The organism is Kocuria sp. cx-455 (genome assembly GCF_057707085.1).
In genome coordinates this window covers 47,443-68,918 of sequence record NZ_JBYIPM010000001.1, presented here as the reverse complement: position 1 = coordinate 68,918, position 21,476 = coordinate 47,443, and the positions used below count along the sequence as shown (strand labels likewise).

20 protein-coding genes are annotated in these 21,476 nt (G+C 64.5%); 1 reads left to right on the top strand and 19 read right to left on the bottom strand.

Annotated features, from left to right (window positions below; translation table 11 throughout):
* Nucleotide 1 precedes the first annotated feature (1 nt).
* The 13 genes from atpD to AC3ENJ_RS00235 all read right to left on the bottom strand — a co-directional run bounded on the left by atpD (nucleotide 2) and on the right by AC3ENJ_RS00235 (nucleotide 12,635).
* The gene (gene atpD, locus AC3ENJ_RS00295; protein ID WP_190780133.1) at nucleotides 2-1,468 is read right to left on the bottom strand and encodes a F0F1 ATP synthase subunit beta; all 1,467 of its coding nucleotides are present in this window, start codon (nucleotides 1,466-1,468) and stop codon (nucleotides 2-4) included.
* A gap of 43 nt (nucleotides 1,469-1,511) precedes the next feature.
* Nucleotides 1,512-2,423: a F0F1 ATP synthase subunit gamma gene (locus AC3ENJ_RS00290; RefSeq protein WP_431812693.1), complete on the bottom strand. Its 912-nt coding sequence runs from the start codon at nucleotides 2,421-2,423 to the stop codon at nucleotides 1,512-1,514.
* A gap of 56 nt (nucleotides 2,424-2,479) precedes the next feature.
* Entirely contained in the window at nucleotides 2,480-4,105 is a 1,626-nt protein-coding gene (atpA, locus tag AC3ENJ_RS00285; RefSeq protein WP_431812692.1) for a F0F1 ATP synthase subunit alpha, read from the bottom strand.
* Between the two features lie 171 nt (nucleotides 4,106-4,276).
* A complete protein-coding gene (gene atpH / locus AC3ENJ_RS00280; protein ID WP_190780130.1) occupies nucleotides 4,277-5,152 on the bottom strand; it encodes an ATP synthase F1 subunit delta in 876 nt (291 codons plus the stop codon).
* The gene (locus AC3ENJ_RS00275) at nucleotides 5,152-5,703 is read right to left on the bottom strand and encodes a F0F1 ATP synthase subunit B (protein ID WP_190780129.1); all 552 of its coding nucleotides are present in this window, start codon (nucleotides 5,701-5,703) and stop codon (nucleotides 5,152-5,154) included. The genes atpH and AC3ENJ_RS00275 overlap by 1 nt, the downstream gene beginning before the upstream one ends.
* Before the next feature lie 50 nt (nucleotides 5,704-5,753).
* Complete coding sequence (locus tag AC3ENJ_RS00270) at nucleotides 5,754-5,954, bottom strand: ATP synthase F0 subunit C (RefSeq protein ID WP_016996283.1); 201 nt, start codon at nucleotides 5,952-5,954, stop codon at nucleotides 5,754-5,756.
* Nucleotides 5,955-6,063: 109 nt separating this feature from the next.
* A complete protein-coding gene (gene atpB / locus AC3ENJ_RS00265; protein WP_308495843.1) occupies nucleotides 6,064-6,777 on the bottom strand; it encodes a F0F1 ATP synthase subunit A in 714 nt (237 codons plus the stop codon).
* Nucleotides 6,778-6,885: 108 nt separating this feature from the next.
* Nucleotides 6,886-7,263, bottom strand: a complete 378-nt coding sequence (locus AC3ENJ_RS00260) for an AtpZ/AtpI family protein (RefSeq protein ID WP_190780127.1) — start codon at nucleotides 7,261-7,263, stop codon at nucleotides 6,886-6,888.
* A complete protein-coding gene (locus AC3ENJ_RS00255) occupies nucleotides 7,250-7,819 on the bottom strand; it encodes a hypothetical protein (RefSeq protein ID WP_190780126.1) in 570 nt (189 codons plus the stop codon). The genes AC3ENJ_RS00260 and AC3ENJ_RS00255 overlap by 14 nt, the downstream gene beginning before the upstream one ends.
* Entirely contained in the window at nucleotides 7,816-8,925 is a 1,110-nt protein-coding gene (locus AC3ENJ_RS00250) for an MraY family glycosyltransferase (protein ID WP_431812691.1), read from the bottom strand. The genes AC3ENJ_RS00255 and AC3ENJ_RS00250 overlap by 4 nt, the downstream gene beginning before the upstream one ends.
* Nucleotides 8,922-10,832 carry a polysaccharide biosynthesis protein gene (locus AC3ENJ_RS00245; protein ID WP_431812690.1) on the bottom strand — a complete coding sequence of 637 codons (1,911 nt, stop codon included), beginning with the start codon at nucleotides 10,830-10,832 and terminating at the stop codon, nucleotides 8,922-8,924. Before AC3ENJ_RS00245 ends, AC3ENJ_RS00250 begins: the two co-directional genes overlap by 4 nt.
* A gap of 29 nt (nucleotides 10,833-10,861) precedes the next feature.
* Nucleotides 10,862-11,731: a glycosyltransferase gene (locus AC3ENJ_RS00240; protein WP_431812689.1), complete on the bottom strand. Its 870-nt coding sequence runs from the start codon at nucleotides 11,729-11,731 to the stop codon at nucleotides 10,862-10,864.
* On the bottom strand, nucleotides 11,709-12,635 hold the full coding sequence (locus AC3ENJ_RS00235) for a glycosyltransferase (protein WP_190780122.1): 927 nt from the start codon (nucleotides 12,633-12,635) through the stop codon (nucleotides 11,709-11,711). The genes AC3ENJ_RS00240 and AC3ENJ_RS00235 overlap by 23 nt, the downstream gene beginning before the upstream one ends.
* 155 nt (nucleotides 12,636-12,790) lie before the next feature.
* On the opposite strand from AC3ENJ_RS00235, the gene AC3ENJ_RS00230 reads away from it, so the two are divergent.
* Complete coding sequence (locus AC3ENJ_RS00230) at nucleotides 12,791-13,759, top strand: NAD-dependent epimerase/dehydratase family protein (RefSeq protein WP_431812688.1); 969 nt, start codon at nucleotides 12,791-12,793, stop codon at nucleotides 13,757-13,759.
* Between the two features lie 81 nt (nucleotides 13,760-13,840).
* Here AC3ENJ_RS00230 and AC3ENJ_RS00225 read toward each other — a convergent pair whose 3' ends face one another.
* The 6 genes from AC3ENJ_RS00225 to thrC all read right to left on the bottom strand — a co-directional run bounded on the left by AC3ENJ_RS00225 (nucleotide 13,841) and on the right by thrC (nucleotide 21,465).
* The gene (locus AC3ENJ_RS00225) at nucleotides 13,841-14,890 is read right to left on the bottom strand and encodes an L-threonylcarbamoyladenylate synthase (protein ID WP_320414869.1); all 1,050 of its coding nucleotides are present in this window, start codon (nucleotides 14,888-14,890) and stop codon (nucleotides 13,841-13,843) included.
* Between the two features lie 10 nt (nucleotides 14,891-14,900).
* Entirely contained in the window at nucleotides 14,901-15,800 is a 900-nt protein-coding gene (gene prmC, locus AC3ENJ_RS00220) for a peptide chain release factor N(5)-glutamine methyltransferase (RefSeq protein WP_431812687.1), read from the bottom strand.
* A 6-nt stretch (nucleotides 15,801-15,806) separates the two neighbouring features.
* Complete coding sequence (gene prfA, locus AC3ENJ_RS00215; RefSeq protein WP_190780119.1) at nucleotides 15,807-16,901, bottom strand: peptide chain release factor 1; 1,095 nt, start codon at nucleotides 16,899-16,901, stop codon at nucleotides 15,807-15,809.
* Between the two features lie 48 nt (nucleotides 16,902-16,949).
* Nucleotides 16,950-19,070 (bottom strand): transcription termination factor Rho, encoded by a 2,121-nt coding sequence (gene rho, locus AC3ENJ_RS00210; RefSeq protein ID WP_431812686.1) that lies wholly within the window; start codon nucleotides 19,068-19,070, stop codon nucleotides 16,950-16,952.
* 299 nt (nucleotides 19,071-19,369) lie between these two features.
* Nucleotides 19,370-20,359, bottom strand: a complete 990-nt coding sequence (thrB, locus tag AC3ENJ_RS00205) for a homoserine kinase (protein WP_320414868.1) — start codon at nucleotides 20,357-20,359, stop codon at nucleotides 19,370-19,372.
* Entirely contained in the window at nucleotides 20,356-21,465 is a 1,110-nt protein-coding gene (gene thrC / locus AC3ENJ_RS00200) for a threonine synthase (RefSeq protein WP_431812685.1), read from the bottom strand. The genes thrB and thrC overlap by 4 nt, the downstream gene beginning before the upstream one ends.
* Between the last annotated feature and the right edge of the window lie 11 nt (nucleotides 21,466-21,476).

The window sequence follows — 21,476 nt, the reverse complement described above, 5'->3', positions numbered from 1 at the left end:
ATTACTTCTCGCCGGTCTGGGTCTTGATCTCGTCCCAGCGCTGCATGACGTCGTCCAGGCCACCCACGTTGTAGAACGCCTGTTCCGGAACGTGGTCCAGCTCGCCGTCGCAGATCTTGCCGAAGGCCTCCACGGTTTCCGTGAGCGGAACCGTGGAACCCTCGACACCGGTGAACTGCTTGGCGGTGTAGGTGTTCTGGGACAGGAACTGCTCAATGCGACGGGCGCGGGAAACCACGACCTTCTGCTCCTCGGAGAGCTCCTCGACACCCAGGATCGCAATGATGTCCTGCAGTTCCTTGTTCTCCTGCAGGATGCCCTTGACGCGGGTTGCCACGTCGTAGTGGGCCTGGCCCACGTACTGCGGGTCGAGGATGCGGGAGGTGGAGGACAACGGATCGATGGCCGGGTACAGACCACGCGACGCGATTTCACGGGACAGCTCGGTGGTGGCGTCCAAGTGCGCGAAGGTCGTGGCCGGTGCCGGGTCGGTGTAGTCGTCCGCGGGCACGTAAATGGCCTGCATCGAGGTAATCGAGTGACCGCGGGTCGAGGTGATGCGCTCCTGGAGCACACCCATCTCGTCCGACAGGGTCGGCTGATAGCCCACGGCGGACGGAATACGGCCCAGCAGGGTCGAGACCTCGGAACCGGCCTGCGTGAAGCGGAAGATGTTGTCGATGAACAACAGCACGTCCTGGTTCTGAACATCGCGGAAGTACTCCGCCATGGTCAACCCCGACAGGGCCACGCGCAGACGCGTTCCGGGCGGCTCGTCCATCTGACCGAATACCAGGGCGGTGTCCTTGAGCACGCCGGCTTCTTCCATTTCGACCCACAGGTCGTTACCCTCGCGGGTACGTTCGCCCACGCCGGCGAACACGGAGGTGCCGCCGAAGTTACGGGCCACACGGGTGATCATTTCCTGGATCAGCACCGTCTTGCCCACGCCGGCACCGCCGAACAGGCCGATCTTACCGCCCTTGATGTAGGGGGTCAGGAGGTCGATGGACTTGATGCCGGTTTCCATCATCTCGGTGGAACCCTCGAGTTCCGCGAAGGACGGAGCCTTGCGGTGGATGGGCCAGCGCTCCTGAACGTCCAGCTCTGCAATGGGCAGATCCAGCGAATCGCCGAGCACGTTGAAGATGTGGCCCTTGACCACGTCACCGACGGGCACGGAGATCGGCGCAGCGGTGTCCTTCACCTGGGTGCCGCGCACCAGACCGTCGGTCTGCTGCAGCGAGATAGCGCGCACCATGTTGTCGCCCAGGTGCTGTGCGACCTCGAAGGTGATCTTGCGCGGTTCACCGTTGAACTCGTAATCGGCGGTCAACGCGTTGTAGACGGCGGGCACCTGGTTCTCAGGGAACTCGACGTCGACCACAGGGCCGATCACTCGGGCGACACGGCCGGTCGCGCCGCCCGAGACCGGCTGAGCGGCCTGTTCATTGATAGTGGCAGTCATTTCTCTCACTTCATTTCGGCGGTGGGTAGTGGCGGGGCCCCGGTCAGAGGGCTTCTGCACCACTGACGATTTCGGTCAGCTCGGTGGTGATCTCGGCCTGACGGGCGTTGTTCATCAAGCGGGTGTACTTCTTGATGAGCTCGTCCGCGTTGTCGCCGGCGGCCTTCATGGCGCGCTGACGTGAGGCCAGCTCACTCGACGCGGCGTGGCACAGGCTCGAGTAAATACGAGACTTGATGTAACGCGGCAGCACCTCGTTGAGGAACTCTTCCGGATTCGGTTCGAACTCGAAGTTGTTCTGCGTTTCTTCGAGGTCCTGGTAGTCCTGGGCCACTTGGTCGTCGAGGTTGTTGGCGTCAACCACCTCGAGGGGAAGCAGGCGCAGCACACGCGGCTCCTGGGTCACCATGGACTTGAAGGCCGTGTAGACCAGGTGGATCTCGTCCACGCCACCGTCTTCATAGCTTGCGCTGATGTCACCGAGCAGGCGCTCGGTCAGTTCCGCGGCCCGCGTGGGGTTGGCGTTGTCGGTATCGCCGGTCCAGAACTCGTCGTAATCGCGGTGACGGAAATCGAAGTACGCCTTAGCTTTCCGACCTACCAGGTAGACCCGGACTTCCTTGCCCTCCGAATCCAGCAGCCCCAACAGTTCCTCTGCGCGCTTGAGCACGTTCGAGGAGTAGGAACCGGCGAGACCACGATCGGACGTGAAAATCACGACTGCGGAACGACGAACGTCGTCTGCGGTGGAGGTCAGCGGGTGGGAAATGTTGTGCTGAGACGCGATCTGTGAAACCGCACGGGTCAGCGCGTTGGCGTACGGGTACGCCGCTTCGAGGCTCTGACGGGATTTGTTGATGCGCGAAGTCGCGATCATCTCCATCGCCTTGAAGATCTTCTTCATTGACGAGGTAGACGAGATCTTCTGTCGGTAGACCCGAATCTGCGCTCCCATGAAACTTCCTTTCGGCACCGCAGCGGTGTGCCGTCACCGGCACACCGCTGACTCGGTTACTTCCTGACGATCTTTTCCTGGTTGACGTCCTGGGCATCGAGGGATTCGTGCTCCTCATGCCCGGGTTCAATACCGTGCTTCGAACCGCGGAAATCACGCTTGACCTCGGCCACGGCCGTCTTCAGCGCCTCGATCGCGTCGTCCTCGAGCTTGCCCGTGGAATCGATGGAATCCATCACGTTGGTGGTGCGACGGACCTGGTCGATCAGGGCCCGCTCGAAGTCGCTCACGTTGGCGACCTCGACGTCGTCCAGCTGGCCGGTGGTACCCGCCCAGATGGAGACAACCTGATCCGCGACCGGGTACGGCGTGTACTGGGGCTGCTTGAGCAGCTCCATCAGTCGCTCACCACGGGTCAGCTGCTGACGGGATGCAGCATCCAGGTCGGATGCGAACATCGCGAAGGCCTGCATCGACCGGTAGGAGGCCAGATCCAGCTTCAACGTACCGGAGACCTTCTTCATGGCCTTCACCTGAGCGGCACCGCCCACGCGGGACACGGAGATACCCACGTCCACGGCGGGGCGCTGGTTCGCGTTGAACAAATCCGACTGCAGGAAGATCTGACCGTCGGTAATCGAAATCACGTTGGTCGGGATGAACGCGGAGACGTCGTTCGCCTTGGTCTCGATGATCGGCAGACCGGTCATCGAACCGGCACCGAGCTCGTCCGAGAGCTTGGCGCAACGCTCCAGCAGACGGGAGTGCAGGTAGAACACGTCACCCGGGTACGCTTCGCGTCCCGGCGGGCGGCGCAGCAACAGGGACACGGCACGGTAGGCCTCGGCCTGCTTGGACAGATCGTCGAACACGATCAAAACGTGCTTGCCGTTGTACATCCAGTGCTGACCGATCGCGGAGCCCGCGTACGGAGCCAGGTACTTCAGACCGGCGGACTCGGACGCCGGGGCGGCCACGATGGTGGTGTACTCCAGGGCTCCGTTGTCCTCGAGGGTCTGACGCACGGACGCAATGGTGGATGCCTTCTGGCCAATGGCCACGTAAATGCAACGCACCTGCTTGTCGACGTCGCCGGACTCCCAGTTGGAGCGCTGGTTCAGGATGGCGTCCACCGCGATAGCGGTCTTACCGGTCTGACGGTCACCAATGATCAGCTGACGCTGGCCACGGCCGATCGGAATCATGGCGTCGATCGCCTTCATGCCGGTCTGCAGCGGTTCGTGAACCGACTTACGCATGGTCACGCCCGGAGCCTGCAGCTCCAGCTCGCGTCGACCGTCGGTTGCCACCGGTCCCAGATCGTCCAGCGGCTCACCCAACGGGTCCACCACGCGGCCGAGGTAGCCCTCGCCGACGGGTACGGACAGAACCTCACCGGTACGGTGAACTTCTTGGCCCTCTTCGATGCCCTGGAAGTCACCCAACACCACGACACCGATGTCGCGAGTGTCCAGGTTCAAGGCCAGGCCGAGAACACCGTTCTCGAACTTCAGGAGCTCGTTGGCCATGACCGAGGGGAGACCCTCGACACGGGCGATACCGTCAGCGGCGCTGGCGACACGTCCGACTTCTACTCGTTCTGCATTGCCGGGTTCGTAGGACGCCGCGAACTCGTTCAGCGCACTACGGACTTCGTCGGCATTGATGGTCACATCGGCCATCTGCTGTCCCTGCTCTCTACGTTTCGTGATCATCGCCCGCGCAATGACCTAACTTCTTTTTGTCGCGATGCGTTGCCCCATCGCCTGCTGACCGTGTCAACGGCCGGTGGAGGCAACGCGACGAGATGCCGGCATCGACCGACTCCCCGCGATCCCCGCTCCACCAGGGGATCAGGCTCCGATTCGCTGCTGCAACTGGCCCAGACGATGGGTCACGGACCCGTCGATGACTTCCTCACCGACCTGGACTCGCAAGCCGCCGATCAGTGACGGGTCCACCTCCACGGCAAGCTTGAGATCTCGCTGGTACAGAGAGTTCAGGCTCTGACGCAGTTTCTCCAGTTGCTCGTGGTTCAAGGGACGGGACGTCACGATGCGTGCGATCCAGCGCTGCTGGCGATCTGCAACAACTTCTGCGAAGCGCTCGATCAAACGACCGGGCAAAGCTCCACGAGGCTCGCTGACGGCGCGCTGGGTCAACAGAGCACCCTCTTCAGATGCATTGGGCATCAGGCGGGACGCGAGCCGTGCCTTGGCCTCCGTGCTTGCACGCGAATCAGCGAAGGCACCCTGGATCTGCTCGGAGTGATCCACGGTGTTCTTGAACTGAATCAGTTCGTCCACCAGGGCTTCCATGGCGTCGAGTCCACCGCGGTGCTCGGCTGACGCTGCCGCCATCGTCACTGCGGCTCGCTCAATACCGTCACCGAGCTGCCGCTCGTTGGCGGAGCGCTGCTTCACAAGCTCGGACACGATCTCGATAGCGGGATCGTGTTCCTCATTGCCCAACAGTCGGTGCACGAAACCGGACACGGCCTCAACGGTGTCGGACTTGTGGGTCCGCTCCCCGAAAAGCTTGCGTACGAGTTTCACGCGATCGTCGGCGGCGCGTGACGGATCCGTCAGTGCCCGACGCAGAGCGCCGTTGCCGTCGATGACGTCGAGCATGCCGAACAGCTGCTTGGCCGTTTCGACGTGTGCTTCCGAAGCCCAGCGATCAATGTCCACTGTGAGGGGACGGTAGGGTTCGTTCGATGCTTCTGCCATTACCGTGCAGCTCCTGTGCGACCCTGCTCGGTCTCAAGATCCTCGAGGAAGCGATCGACAACGCGGTTTGCACGAGCGTCGTCGTTCAGGGATTCCCCGACGATCTTTGAAGCGAGCTGCGTTGCCAAGGTACCGACCTCGTCGCGCAAGGAAACCACTGCGGCAGCACGCTCGGCCTCAATGGCCTTGTGTGCGTTCTCGGTGATCCGAGCGGATTCCACGTTGGCGCGGTCCTTGAAGTCCGCGAGGATCTTCTCGCCCTCGTTGCGGGCTTCCTCACGAATCTTCTGGGCTTCGAGGCGGGCGCTCTCAAGCTGCTGGTTGTACTCGTCGCGAGCTGCCTTGGCCTCTGCCTGAGCGGCCTTGGCCTTGGCAAGTCCACCTTCAATGGCCTCGGTGCGGTCACGGTAGACCTTCTCGAATGCCGGAACGATGAACTTGATCGCGATGAAAAGCAGAATCAGGAACCCAATGGCGGTGATCAGCATTTCCCAGACATTGGGGAAAAGGGGGCTGGCCCCTTCTTCTGCTGCCAACAACATTGCGGTCATGTGCGCGATTCCTGTTCTCTAGTTTAGGGCTAAGTGCGGACGGGCCGCTCTTAGAGGAGTGCGAGCACGAAGCCCAGGATGGCCAGAGCCTCGACCACGGCGAAGCCCATGAACAGCATGGGCTGGATTACGCGCTGGGACTCGGGCTGGCGAGCAACTGCCTGCATGTAAGCAGCGAAGATCAAACCCACACCGATGCCACCACCGATGGCAGCGAGACCGTAGCCAATGACGCTAAGCGAACCTTCCATTATGGATATTTCCTTTCTGGGTGCCCGTGTCGGGCAGTGATGCCATTACTGGAATCGTAAATGGACGATGGTCACATCAGCAGTCCGGTCGGACCGCTGCTTCGTGGGGTCAGTGCCCCTCCTGCAGTGAGCCCTGTACATACACGGCAAACAGCAGGGTGAAGATGTAGGCCTGCAGGATCTGAATCAGAACCTCCAGGAAGTAAATGAAGAGGCCCAGGATGACGCCGAAGACGGATCCGCTGATCCCGAGCGCACCACCCACGCCGGTGGCGAGGTACGCGGTGAAGCCGGCGGCCACCATGATGGCCATGTGGCCGGCGAACATCGTGGCGAACACACGCAGTGCGTGCGTGACGGGACGAATGATCATGTTCGAGAGGAACTCGAGGGGGATCAGAACAATGTAGAGGATCTTGGGAACGTCCGGCGGCATGGTCATCTTGACGAAGAAGCCGCCGAAACCGTGACGCTTGATGCCTACGAAAACCCACACGAAGTAGGCGATGGCCGCGAAGACGTACGCGGTGCCGGGGTGGGAGAAGGTCGGAAGTTGCAGGACCGGAATGGAACCAAACAGGTTGTTCACCAGGATGAAGAAGAAGAAGGTGAACAGCAGTGGAATGTACGGGCGGAATTCCTTCTCGCCGATGATGTCGCGGCCCAAGTGGTTACGCACAAAGCCGTAACCCATTTCACCGAGGTACTGACCCTTGGAGGGGACCAGGGCGCGGCGGCGAACGACATACATGAAGAACCCAGCGATGAGAACCACCGACAACAGGATCAACAATGAATGCTTGCCGACTTCAAATGTGCCCACGGTGAAGAGGGGAGGCAGGTGCGCGTCCTCAACTGACGGGGCCACAAATTCGGCCGGAATCCTCAAGGCGGGGTTCAATACGGGTCCTTTCTGCGGTATCCAGACCGGTCACACTCGGGGCGAGGGGCCCTGATCAGACGACGATGTCTTAGTCGGGTACTCCATCTGGGTCGAACTGGAGTTCAGGCCCTCCCGCATGTGGAGGTAACCAAGATAGATCCCGGCAGCCGCACCTATGACGGCTCCCACGATCACCAACCACCCTGTTCCCAGCAGGTGATCCGCGCCCCAGCCTACCAAACTCCAGAAGCCCCCACCGACCACGATGTACAGCAGCAGGGTCAGCCCTCCGGCCAATCCCCCTCGCTGTACGAGCTCGCCCGCGGTGCTGAGCGCGTCCTCGGTTTCGGCCGCATTGTGCGCAGCTTTGTCGGGCCGACCGTCGCGGTGCGCTGAGTTGGCGACATCGGGTTCATGTTCGGCCATGCTCTCCCCCATCGGTCGGTTCGGATAAGTGTTCATCCAGGATAGTTGCCGAATCGGCCTCGGCTGCGGCCTGTTCCTCCTTGGCGCGCACCACCGCTGCGTATTCCCTGGCCAAAACCGCGCTGGCTCGCATCGCCATCGGCGCCAGGGCCAGCCAGGACAGCGTGAGACCCGCGGCAACGGTGATGGCGAACCCCAAGGAGTGCAGCCACTCGGGCGATCCCACGGAGAGCAGGTACCACCCCATCACCACGACTTTCACCAGGTAGAGCAGAGCGAGCGCGGGAGCCGTGGCTGCCGGTGCAATGCGGTACATGAGAGTCGAGACGAACACCGTGAGCCCCGTGCTCAGTGCCACCAGCCCGACCCCCGCCACGATGGATCGCCACGGCGGGGCGAACTCGAGCGCGGCAACGCACGTGATGAGAATCACAGCCAGAAAAATGGCTGTGACGCTGAGAACGAGCACCGGGCGGCCGTAAACATCAGGGGCATCCCCGGCGGACCGATCCCGGACCGGGTGCTTCACATGGTCCGCGGGCTGCGCCGGGGTCATGACGCCCCGGCCCGGCGTCGACGTGCAAGCGGGCGGAGGAAGCGGGGCAAGCACAGGTACAGCACCACCATGGCCACGGCGGCCAATCCGGCGAGAACCGAACCTGCGCCGTCGGCGCGTAAGCCCCAGAGCGAAATGAGGCTGACCAGGACCGTGGCGAGTGTGACGACCAGCGAAGACTGGACGTGTGACAGCCCCGCGTCCGTGAGTCGCTGGTAGACGTGCTCGCGGTGGGGTTTGTACCAGATCTCACCGCGCCGAACGCGCTTGACCAACGTCACGGTGGTGTCGGCCAGGTAAATCAGCAGGGGCGGCAGCAGATACTCCACGTAAACGCCGGACAAGAACGCCCCGATGGCGATGGCCACCAGGCTTGCGCCCAGGGCGTACGAGCCGACGTCGCCCAGAAAGACCGTGCCTCGGCTCAGGTTCCAGGGCAGGAATCCCGCGAAAGCACCGGCCACGACCAGGCCGGCGCACATCATCCAGGTCATGTTGTTGGCGGCACCGGCCCAGGCGTAGAGCAATCCCACTGCGGTTCCGTGCATTCCCGAAATCCCATTGATGCCATCCATGAAGTTGGCGATATTGACGTACGCGACCGTGGCAATCACTCCCACCGGCCACCACCACACCGCAATCCCCAGTGTGAAGATCAGGGCGCCGGTACCCAGCGCACCGATGAGCACCTGCCCTCCGAGCCGAGCGCCCACGGACGCACCGCGATAGTCCTCGAACCATCCCAGCGCAGCACCGGCCACCGTCATGGCCAGCACGATCAACGCTACCGAGCGGTCCACCGCGACCACGCCCGCAAGCATGGCAATGGAGTACATCACCGCAATGGCAATGGCCACCGCCAGTCCCATGCCGCGGATGACCGGGCGGTCGTGAGAGGACCTGTCGGACGGGATGTCGATGACTCCCCACCGCGCCAGAAGCGGTTTGATGACGAACGGCAGGAGGACGGAAAGCAAGAAAGCGCCCCCACCCAGCCAGAACGCAAGGGTACTCAATTCGTGGAGCGTCCCGGCCTGCGGAATGGCACCCGGGCCGTCAACGAGGGACAACACGGTCGGTGCGGTGGTGATGATGGGCCACGTCATGATTGTTCTCCCCCGGAACGCTCTGCAGGGGGGGATGATTCGCGGCGTTGCCTGGCTCGGGGAACCTGGAAATCTGTGATGCGGGGTTGGGTGCTGGCGTTCACCACGGGAATCGAGCCGGTGAACAACATCCCCCCGCGCACCTTCCACACGTGTCGGTCCAGGTGCGCCGGATCCAACCGCTCCGCCTTGGCGTGGGAAATCTTAGGGTGCAATGGCCGTTCATCGCTCTCGCCCGCACCAATCAAATCCTCGTGCAGCTTTTCACCGTGGCGCAGACCGGTAATCACGATCTCCACGTCCTCACGGCCCGACATGGCGCGCAATCGTTCGGCAATGTCCAGGATCCGCACCGGTTCGCCCATGTCAAGGATGAGGACCTCTCCCCCGCTGGCAATGGCACCGGCCTGAATCACCAGTTGGCAGGCCTCCGGAATGGTCATGAAGTACCGGGTGGCCTCCGGGTGGGTCACCGTGATGGGCCCGCCCTGCCGAATTTGTTCGGCGAACAGCGGGAGCATGGAACCCCGTGAACCGAACACGTTGCCGAAACGGACGGACGCGTACCGGTTGCCGGTCTCCCCCGCCATCCACGCCGTGAGTTTTTCCGCCACACGCTTGGAGTGCCCCAGAGCCGTGGTGGGATTGGCAGCCTTGTCGGTGGAGACATTGACGAAAACCTCCACGCCCACGTGGGCCGCGGCATTGAGCACGTTGAGGGTGCCCATCACATTGGTCTTCCATGCCTCGTCCGGGAACTGTTCGAGCAGCGACACGTGCTTGAGCGCGGCCGCGTGAAAGACGACTTCCGGTTGCCTCTGTTCGAAAATGTGCTCCAGTGACTCGGTGTCGCGGATGTCCGCGAGCACGGTGTCATTGCCGTCCAGGAGTCCGCGGCCGGTGATCGAGATCTGGGTGGACTGCAGGCCGGTTTCATCACGATCCAGCATGATCAGCTCGGCGGGTTCGAAACCCACGAGCTGACGGCACAGTTCGGAGCCGATCGATCCACCCGCACCCGTGACGAGCACTCTTTTGCCGGTGACGTAACCGGCAATCGCCTCCACGTGGATGTCCACGGGACGCCGTCCGATGAGATCTTCCATGGCGATATCGCGCAGGTCCACGCTGTGCTGATTGGCGGTCAACATGTCGGTGATCGGCGGAACCGTCATCACGCGCGTGTTGGTGCCCGCCACGGCGTCGGAGACGCGGCGCATCAGGCGCGGCTCGACGTCGGAAATGGCCACGATCAGAACGGCCGAGCGTGTGGTCTCCAGGACCTGGGCGACGTCGTGCAGGGTTCCCATGACCGGGACGGATGAGATCCGCAGGTGTTTCTTGGCGGGATCGTCGTCGATGAGGGCGACCGGCAAGTATTCCGAGGAGGGGTCCTGCATCATGCGGTGGACCAGGAACGCGCCGAGATATCCCGCACCGAACACCACCACGTGTTGCGCTCCGGCCCCGGGCTTGGCCGTGGACTCCTGGTACATGCGCTTGAGATAGCGGAACGCGGCCATGAACAAGCACGCGAACGGGAACGCAATGAATCCGATGGAACGCGGGATTCCCATAGCCACGCCGAACACCAGGAGCACGACTTCCACAATGGCAATGACGATCACCGTCACCACGACCAGGAGCTTGGCTTCTTCGAAACTGCCGAACGAATACCGCCCCTTGTAAAGGGCGAACGAGAAACCCACCACCATCTGACACGCGACCGCTACCGCGCACGTGATGATCAACCCGCCCGTGGAAACGAACTGCACGTTCATTTCATAGCGCAGCAGCACCGCCACGCACATGGCGACGATCCACGCGGCGGAGTCCAGAATCATCTGGATCCATAACCACGCGACCGGCTTCTCCGCCGAGGGGGTGTTCGACTGGGGGTTCCCCATGCGTGTTGATGTCCTTTCGAGCACGCGAATCAGTTACCGCGGTGGCCCACCATGAACCGGTAGGCCGTTTCCCGCACCCTGAGCGGTACAAATCTGTAGCCGCCCCGCACGATCACGTTCGTTGCCCATTGTATGAACCCGACGTACCCTAAACGGCGCAACTTCCATTGCAACGCCAATTCCGCCAGGAATACGCGGGGTCCCCCGCGCCTCTCATACGAGCCGGCGGAGACCCGGTAACCGACCAGCGGTTCGGGGATGTTGCGCACGTCCGCCCCGGCGCGAAGCATGCGGGCCCACAGCCAGTAATCCTCGGCCATGGGGACGTGCTGGTACCCGCCCACCGCTTCCACGGCGCTGCGGCGGAAGACCACGGACGGATGGGAGATCGGGTTGCGGCGTTTACCCACCCGCACGATCTCCGCATAACCCACGGGTGCCCGGCGCAGCGCCACCGGATCCGATTCGTCGTCGCCGATCTCATGCATGGAAGCTCCCACCAGGTCCGCTCCGGCTTCAATGAGCGGCAGTTGCCGTGCGAACCGGTCCGGGTAGGAAATGTCGTCCGCGTCCGCGCGGGCCACAATGTCGTGGTCACACCACAGCAGGCCCGTGTTCAACGCGTCGGTCAGGCCCGCGTTGCGTTCCAGATCCACGCGCACCACGGGCACGGACGACGCCGCACTGATCCGGTCGAGTTCGTCGGTGATCTCCTGGGGCACCGGTCCGTCCCGGACAATCACGACCTGGGCGGGAGGCCGTGTTTGCTCCGCCGTGTTCGACTCGACGGCCCGGCGCACCCGGGAGGCGGAGTCCCCCCGGTACACGGGCATCAACAGCGAGAAGTCGGCGGGGAGTTCGGCGGCGCCCAAGGGCTCAGCGAGGGCCACCGAAACCACGTCCCCGCATTCCATTGACGTATCGGGTGGCCCACGTGCGCAGCCCCTTGAGGTCTCCGCGCTGCAGGTAGTACGCCGGATAGCCAATTGCGTCCGCGGCCAGTTGCACCACCCGCTTGTAGTGCCACGAGACGTAGCCGCGGTTGCGGAAGAAGTGCTGTTGCTTGAACTGCCCCGGGGGAATCAGCACCTGGAGTTTGCCGGGAATCACCACGTGTTCCTCCTCCCACCCCGGGGGGTGGGCCACGGCGGTGGTGGTCACGGTGCCGAAGGGCAAACCGGATTTGCGCAATCGCACCAGGAAGTCCACTTCGTCACCGCGCAGGAAGAGTTTGAGATCCGGGAGCCCCACGGTGAAGAACACCGATTCGGCCATGAGTGCGCCGTTGAAAAAGGCCGCGTACGAGGGAATGAACCCTAAAGGTTCAACGTCAACTCGAGAATGTGTGATGACTCCTTCGAGGCGGAACGGGAAGGCCAACGTGCCGTGATCCTGCGGTGCCACGATCAAGGGTGAGACCACCGCCAGATCACGTTCCGCGGCGGCGCGGCGCAGGGTCCGCAGGCAGTGCTCATCCTCCGGATGGGCGTCGTCGTCCATGAGCCACACCTGGTCCGCGCCGGCGGACAACGCCGTGAGGATGGCCAGGGAAAAACCACCCGCGCCACCCAGATTGGCTTCCGAGCGCACGTATCGAAGTTCGAATGCCCCGTCGATCAAGTCGACCAGATGAGCGTGGTCCAAGGCCGTCTTGCCCGCGTCCACCAGGCACAGGCTGTGGATCGGATCCGACTGGCGCCTCAACCCAGCGATCAACTCCGCAACGTCGCGGGGACGGTCCTGCGTTACGCATGCAACGCTGACGCGCCGGCACCGCGCCGGGTCGGAACTGGCTCGAGTCATAGTTGCTCCCGCGGAAAGTACTGTGTGGGGCCTACAAACTCGAGCCCCGCTGGACTCACGGATTCTATCAACGCACAGCTGACAATCCCCCGGACACGGTGAGCGCGGGATTGCTGTCGTACGATGAAGAAACCAATGTCGGGAGGAGATTCACCGTGACAGCTAGTAGCTGGCGAGTACTCGGAGCCACAGGCTTCGTGGGATCGGCCATCACCACTGCGCTGCAGACGAAGAACATTGCCGTGACCCCCGTGTCCACGCCCCGGTTGGCCTCCCCGGCCACCACCGTGCACCACGTGATCGAGCACGCTCATCGGTTGGAGTCGGTCATAGATTACCTGGCGGACTCGTTTGCCGGCGCGGACATCGTGGTCAACGCCGCGGGATTGGCGGCCCCCGATCAAACCCATCAGCAGTCGTTGACCGGCGCGAATGCGCTGCTCCCCGTCCTGGTCGCCCTGGCCGCCCACCGCACGGGTGTGCGCCGGGTCATTCACATCAGCTCGGCCTCGGTCCAGGCGAACGCCCCCGTGCTGGATGAATCCATCCGTACCGCGCCCTTTTCCGCCTACTCGTTGTCCAAGGCGCTGGGCGAGTCCGCGCTGTACCGGTTGCGGTCGCAGTGGGAGTCGGAATCCACCGCCCCGCAACTGACGGTCCTGCGCGCCACCTCGGTTATGGGAAGTGGGCGCCGCACCACGCGTTTGCTCGCCAAGTTCGCCTCCTCGGTGTTCTCCTCGGTTGCCGGGGACGGCACGGCCCCCACGCCGGTCACCTCCGTCACGGCACTCGCGCAGTTCGCGGTGGCCGTGGGCGAATACCCCGAGCCCCTGCCCGCGGTGATTCTGCAGCCGTGGGAGGGCGCCACGAACGGTTCCGTCCTGCGCGATGCCGGGAGGCGCCATCCACTCCAGCTGCCACCATTGCTGTGCCGCGCCGTGATCGACGCGGGCAATTGGGTGTCGGGGTTGGCCAATAATCGCTTCAACGGGGCCATCCGACGCCTCGAGGTCACGTGGTTCGGGCAACGTCAGGTGCCGGGCTGGGCACACGAGAACGGTGTGATTCCCGAGCCCCACGTTCAGGAAGTCCTGCGCCAAGCGCATTTGTCCTTGGGCAAGTAGAACCTGTTCCGCAACGGAGCGGGGGCTGCAACCATGGTGGTTGCGGCCCCCGCTCCGTATCGTCCCATCAGCTGCGAGAGATCAGCCGCCATTGACGAGCCGTCCGGCTTCGGCCACGCTCAGCGCCTCGGTGCCGCCCCAGCCCGGCCGGGATGCGTTCGCACGGTGACGATTCTGATCCACGCGTGCACCGGGCCCCGCAGCCGCATTCTGTACGAGCGCCCTGGCCACCTCGGCCTCGGTGGCCCCCGGTTCGACCAGCGGCTCGGCCGTTGAACGGCGTGTCGACCGGCCGCCGACGTCGGTGTGGTGCCGCGAGGGCTCGACGCTAGGTTCCGCTTCGGTCTCCTCCGGCGCCACGGGTGAGGAACCCGCCCCGGTCGCGCCCGCGGGACGCGTGCCTGCCGCACCGTGATTGTGGCGTTCGCCGGACTGATCGGACGGGTCGTTGGATGCGAAGTCCCCGGCGTCCACGTCCGGGACAACGGCTCGTAGTTCGGCGAGCCCGATGGCTCCCAGGCGCAGCACAACGGGCACCTCACCGGTGCAGTCGACAATGGTTGAGGGAAGCCCGTTGGGATTGTCCGCCTCGTGCTCGGCGGTGGGACGAGCGCCGTCGTCGAGGTAGAGCGCCACACGGTCCTGGAGCATCTCGCGGGCGTCCTGGGCCGTGAGCGCCGCCGACATCCCGGTGAGGTTCGCCGAGGACACCGCCATCGGACCCACGCGCTCGAGCAGCTGGCGAGCCACGAGGTCGTCGGGAACCCGCAGCGCCACCGTGCCGTGCGTTTCGCCCAGATCCCACCCCAGGGTCGGCTGGGCCCAGCACACGAGGGTGAGCGCGCCGGGCCAGAAGGCGTCGGCGAGGGCCCGGGCGGCGTCGGAAACCTGGTCGGCGAGACCGGCCATGACCCCGGGATTCGCGATCAGCACGGGTGGTGGCATCTGGCGGGTGCGACCCTTGGCACCCAGCAGGGTCTGGACACCCATGGGGGAAAACGCATCGCACCCGATGCCGTACACGGTGTCCGTGGGCATGACGATGCATTCACCGTCCGCCATGACACGCGCCGCATGATCGATCGCGGCCCCCATGGATTCTTGGTCTGCGCACTTGTAGGTGGCACTCACGAGCAGCTCCTTAGCTCAGGGTCTGGTGCGGATCGGTGGGGTCGTCGGCAGCCGCTGCGGGGCGGCGCGCCCCCGTCACGCGGGGCTTGCCCGCGAGATCACGGTGCAACTGGATGGCCACGAAACCGCGGGCCGCTAGTTCACGCTCCATGGCCTGCACCTGGGACTCCGCGTGTTCCATGAACACTGCGCCTCCGGGCCGCAGCAGCCGAACGGCCGTGTCCATGGCCGCGCACGGCAGTGCCATCCCGTGGCCCGCTCCCCCATACAGCGCCGTGGGGGGATCGAAGTCCCGGACTTCCGGTTCGGCGGGGATCTCCTCGGGGGGCACGTAGGGCGGGTTGGTCACCACCACGCAGAACGTCCCGGCATTCTCGGGAAAGTAGTCTCGGAGGTCGGCGTGTGCGAGGGTGACCTTGGAACCACGGAGGTTACGCTGCGCCCAGGTGAACGCTTCGTCCTCCTTCTCGACCGCGGACACGCGCGTGGTGGGATCCTCGGTGGCAATGGCCAGCGCGATGGCGCCGGTGCCGGTTCCCAGGTCCACGATGCGAGGGTGGGGCACACCGGCCTCGCGCCACAGTCGGGCCTCGTCAAGACTCAGTTGGACCAGTAACTCTGTTTCCGGGCGGGGGACGAAAACTCCCGGGCCCACCGACAGTTCGAGCTGTCGGAACGGGGCCTTGCCCGTCAAGTGCTGCAGTGGGATGCGCGTGGCCCGCTGGGCCACCAGGTCACGGTAACCGGCGGGTTCGGCGGCGCCCAGAATGGCTTTGGCCTCGACCTCTCCCCTGCTCAGCCCCATGAGGTGTGCTGCCAGCAGCACGGCGTCCGTGTCGGGCGAGGCGACACCCGCCTCCGCAAGCTCACCGTGCGCCCAGCGCAGTGCCTGAGCAAGGGTAGCTTCCACCGGAGGTCAGTCTCGCTTTCCGGCCGGGTCCTGGCCGAGCTGTTCGAGCCGGGTCTTCTCGTCGAGCTCGATCGCGGAGTTCACGACCGGTTCGAGGGCGCCGTCCAGAACCTGGTCCAGGTTGTAGGACTTGTATCCCGTGCGGTGATCGGCAATCCGGTTCTCGGGATAGTTGTAGGTGCGGATACGTTCGGAACGGTCCACGGTGCGCACCTGGGACTTCCGCACGGCGGCGTTATCGGCATCGATCTGCTCCTGCTGGTGCGCCAGGATGCGTGCCCGCAGCACGCGCATGGCCGCTTCTCGGTTCTGCAGCTGAGACTTCTCGTTCTGCATGGCCACCACGATGCCCGTGGGGAGGTGGGTGATGCGTACGGCGGAGTCCGTGGTGTTCACGGACTGACCACCGGGACCGGAGGATCGATAGACGTCGATCTTCAGGTCGTTCTGGCTGATCTCGATCTCGTCCGGCTCGTCGACCTCTGGGAACACCAACACGCCGGCGGCGGAGGTGTGCACGCGGCCTTGGGATTCAGTGGCGGGCACGCGCTGGACGCGGTGCACGCCGCCTTCGTATTTCAGCCGCGCCCAGGCTCCGTGTGCGGGGTCGTTGGAGCTGGACTTCACCGCGAGCTGGACATCCTTGTACCCGCCCAGCTCGGTGGGAGTGGAGGAGAGCACCTCGGTCTTGAACTTGAGTGACTCCGCGTAACGCATGTACATGCGCAACAGGTCACCGGCGAACAGCGCGGACTCGTCCCCGCCCTCGCCGGCCTTGATTTCCAGGATCACGTTGCGCCCATCATCCGGGTCCCTGGGGATCAGTTTGCGGCGCAGCGCTTCCTGCGCGGATTCCAATGCGGCCTCGAGCGGTTCGATTTCCGCCGCGAGCTCGGGATCCATGCTGCCGAGCTCGCGGGTCGCCTCCAAATCCTCGGAAAGCTGCTCCACCCGTCGATGGGCCTCCACAATGCCGTTGAGTTCGGAGTACCGCCGGCCCAGTTTGCGGGCCTTACCCGCGTCTGCGTGCACGGCGGGATCCGCCAGTTCGCGCTGCAGCTGAGCGTGCTCATCCAGCAGCGGCTGAACGGGATCGGACATTGAAGGGTCTCCTATCGACGGGTGGAACGGGACGGCGAGGAGTTCTCGCTAGTCCTTGCCGTTGGCCAGCGTGGTCTTCTGGACCTGCAGCAGGAACTCCGTGTTGGACTGCGTGTCACGCAACTTGTTGGTGAGCAGCTCCAGGGCCTGCTGCTGTTCCAGACCGGACAGCACACGGCGTAGCTTCCACATGATCTTGATCTCGTCCGCGGAGAGCAGGTTCTCCTCGCGGCGGGTGCCGGAAGAGTTGACGTCCACGGCCGGGAAGATCCGGCGGTCCGCGAGCTGGCGGGACAGGCGCAGTTCCATGTTGCCGGTGCCCTTGAACTCTTCGAAGATGACCTCGTCCATCTTGGAGCCGGTCTCCACGAGAGCGGTGGCCAGAATGGTGAGCGAGCCACCGTTCTCAATATTGCGTGCGGCGCCGAAGAACTTCTTGGGCGGGTACAGCGCTGCCGAGTCCACACCGCCGGACAGGATGCGTCCGGACGCCGGTGCCGACAAGTTGTAGGCGCGGCCCAGGCGGGTCATGGAATCCAGCAGGACCACCACGTCCATACCCATTTCCACCAGACGCTTGGCACGCTCGATGGCCAGTTCGGCCACGGTCGTGTGATCGTCCGCCGGACGGTCGAAGGTCGAGGCAATGACCTCACCCTTGACCGTGCGCTGCATGTCCGTGACCTCTTCGGGGCGCTCGTCCACGAGCACCATCATGAGGTGGACCTCCGGGTTGTTGGTGGTGATCGCGTTGGCGATCGCCTGCAACATGAGGGTCTTACCGGCCTTGGGCGGGGACACGATCAGGCCGCGCTGGCCCTTACCGATCGGGGCCACGAGGTCGACCACTCGGGGGCCGATCTTCTTGGCCTCGGTCTCCAGGCGCAGGCGCTCCTGCGGATACAGCGGAACCAGCTTGGAGAACTCCACGCGGTCCTTGTTCTCCTCGGGCTTACGTCCGTTGACCGAGGTCAACTGCACGAGCGCCGAGAACTTCTGGCGCGAGCTGTTGTGCTGCTCACCCTCGCGGGGTGCGCGGATGGCACCCACAATGGCGTCGCCCTTGCGCAGGTTGTTCTTCTTGACCTGGGACAGGCTCACGTACACGTCCGACTGGCCCGGGAGGTATCCCGAGGTGCGAACGAACGCGTAGTTGTCCAGCACGTCCAGGATGCCCGCGACGGGCAGCAGGACGTCATCCTCGGTGATCTCGATGTCGTCCACGTCCGGGCCGTTGCTGCGGTTACGGCGGTTGCGACGTTCGTTGCGATCATTGCGGTCATTGCGGTCGTTGCGATTGCGGTTACGGCGGTTGCGACGCGAATTACCGTCACGATCGTTGCCGTCGTTGCTGCGATCATTACGGTTGCGGTTGCCCCGCTCGTGACGGTCATTGCCGTCCTTACGGTTCTGACCGTCCTGCGAGGACTCCTTGCGGCCGGAATCCTGCTTGTCCTCGCGTGATCCCTTCTCTTCACGGCCACCGTTGTCCTGATCGTTGGACCCGGACTTCTCCTCGCGTGAACCGTTACGGTCGCTGCGATTGGCACGCGAACGCTGGTTGCGATTGCCGCGGTTGCCGGATTCCTTGGAATCCTCGCCCTGCTCGTTCTGAGCGTTGTCGGAGCGCTCGCCCTGGTTCTCCTGGCCGGAGTCCTTGGACTGCTGCTCGGGATTGTCCTGCTGCTCGGCATCCTGGTTGCGGGACCGGTCCCCGCGTCCGGAGGCGGAGGCACGGCGGGAACGGCGGGAGCCGGACTGGCGCTCGTGCTGGCTGGGGCGGTTCTCCCCCTGAGACTCGTTCTTCTGGTCCTCGTTCGCGGGCGCCGAGGCGGCGGGGGCGGGCTGCTCGCCCTGGTCCGAGGCCGCGCTGTCCTGTGATGCGTCCTGGGACGGTGTGGACTTCGACGACGCCGCGCGGCGCGTGGACGCCTTGCGCGCGGTTTCCGAGATCTTTTCCTCCACGGCCTTGTCGCGCTCGGCAACGGCGCCGCCACGCTGGTGGGCCTCAATGGCCTCCACGAGCAGCGATTTGCGCATGCGACGCGCGCCGGTGATACCGAGTTGCGAGGCGAGCGCCTGCAGCTGCGCGAGTTTCAGCCCGGACAAACCAGTGTTCTGGGGCTTGGAATCTTCCGTTCCCTGTTCGGGGGCGGTGGTTTCTGTCACGAAGGTTCCTTCTGACTCGATGGGGGCCGTGGCGATGACATCGCGCACTGACCCGACGTTATGATTGTGGGCCACCAACTGCGGGCCACGTTGAATGCGCGCAGAGTGCGCGCCGGAAAATCAGCAATGAGGTCCTCTGATCCCCTGGATCCACCAGCCGCGGTCACATCACAGAGGTGACCTGGTCATCATGAAAAGGGATCGCACTGGGGTGACGCATTGAAACAGCAGTGACGCTCGGTCATGATTGCCGACTCGAATGCGGGACTCCGCCTGAACCGCGTGGGCGAACCCAGGGCCTATTGCGTGGATACGCCCACTTTAGCACCCTCGGCCGGTACGCGTAGCGTCATAACACGCCACGACACGTCCTCGCCGTTGTGGGTGTGCGCCGCGGAGTCCGGATCCGAGCTGATGCGCTTGATCGCAGCGACCGCCGTTTCGGCGGCTTCGGTGCCGTTGGCCAGGGTGAGGACCGTGGGCCCGGCACCGGAAATCACCGCCGCGAATCCCAGGTCCCGCAACTGTGTCATGAGTTCGAAACTCGGCCCCATGGCCTGGGCTCGGAATGGCTGGTGCAGCAGATCGAACGTGGCCGGGAGCAGGAACTCGGGGCGGTTACTCATGGCCTCGACCAGCAGCGCCGCGCGCCCGGCGGTCACCGCGGCGGTGCGGTGGGCCACGGTATCGGGCAGTAGGCCGCGGGCGAGGGAGGTGGCCACCTCGAAGTCCGGGATGGCGACGACCGGGATGATGTCGTGGTGCACCCGCACGGGGACACTGACGAATGTGCCGTCCTGCTCGAAGGAGACGGTGAGGCCCCCGTACAGAGTGGGCGCCACGTTGTCCGGGTGCCCTTCCAACCGCGAGCACACCTGTAACACGGCGTGCTCATCCAGCCGCAGGTCCTGGGCGAGCAGGGCATTGGCGGCCAACGCGCCGGCCACCACGGCCGACGCCGAGGACCCCATGCCGCGCCCGTGCGGGATCCGATTATGGGCCTTCAACCGCAGGCCCGGCAGGCAACCGGCGCCGGCGGCGTCGAAAACCGCCTGCATGGCGCGGACCACCAGGTGATCTGCGGTGCGGGGGACGTGTTGCGATCCCTCGCCCGAGAGCTCGAATTCGAGACCGGAATCGACGCGGGTGACCGTGAGCTCGTCGTAATAGCCCAGGGCCAGCCCGAGGGTGTCGAAACCGGGCCCCACGTTGCCCGTGGATCCGGGGACCCGCACCGAGACCCTCGTGCCCGGCGCGGCTACGGCCTGGTGGTTCACGACGTCGGTCACTCCAACCCCAGCGCTGCGGCCACGGGGACCACGTCGAAGGGTACGCGCTTGGGTTCCGCGGCGCTGGGATCCTCGGCCTCGGCGCCCTTGATGGCCCACTGCGGGTCCTTCAGCCCGTGACCGGTCACGGTGATCACAATGGTCTTGCCGCTGGGCACTTCACCCGCGCGCTGCTTCTTGAGCACGCCGGCGACTCCCGACGCGGAACCGGGCTCCACGAACACGCCCTCGCGTGAGGACAGCCACCGGTGGGCCTCGATGATCTGCTCGTCGCTCACGGAGTCGATCAGGCCCCCGGACTCGTCACGCGCGGCAATGGCGGTGTCCCACGAGGCGGGGTTGCCGATCCGGATGGCGGTGGCGATCGTCTCGGGTTCGGTGACCGGGTGGCCCAGGACGAGCGGTGCGGCACCGGCGGCCTGGAAACCCCACATGGTGGGTGTGTGCGTGGCCACGGGCGCCAGCGGCTGACCGGTGGTCGCCGGAGTCTCCGTGGCGTACTCCTTGTACCCCTTCCAGTACGCCGTGATGTTGCCGGCGTTACCCACCGGCAGCACGTGGATGTCCGGGGCGTCCCCCAGGGTGTCGACAACCTCGAACGCGGCGGTCTTCTGACCCTCGATGCGGTAGGGGTTGACCGAGTTCACCAGGAACACGGGGTAGGACTCGGACAGTTTGCGAGCCACGTCCAGGCAGTTGTCGAAGTTGCCCTCGATCTGGATGATGTCGGCTCCGTGCGCCACGGCCTGGGACATCTTGCCCATGGAGATCTTGCCTTCGGGAACGAGCACGGCGCAGCGCATTCCCGCTTGCTTGGCGTAGGCAGCGGCGGCGGCGGACGTGTTACCGGTCGAGGCGCACACCACGGCCTCCGCGCCCTCTTCCTTGGCCTTGGTGATGGCCATGGTCATGCCGCGGTCCTTGAAGGAACCGGTGGGGTTCATTCCCTCGAACTTGAGCCACACGGAGCTGCCGGTCAGTTCGGACAAGGCATGAGCCCGGATCAGCGGAGTGCCACCCTCACCCATGGTGATGACCTCGGTGGTCTCGGTGACCGGCAAGCGGTCCTTGTACTCGTTGATGACGCCCTGCCAGACGTGTGCCATACCGGTTCTCC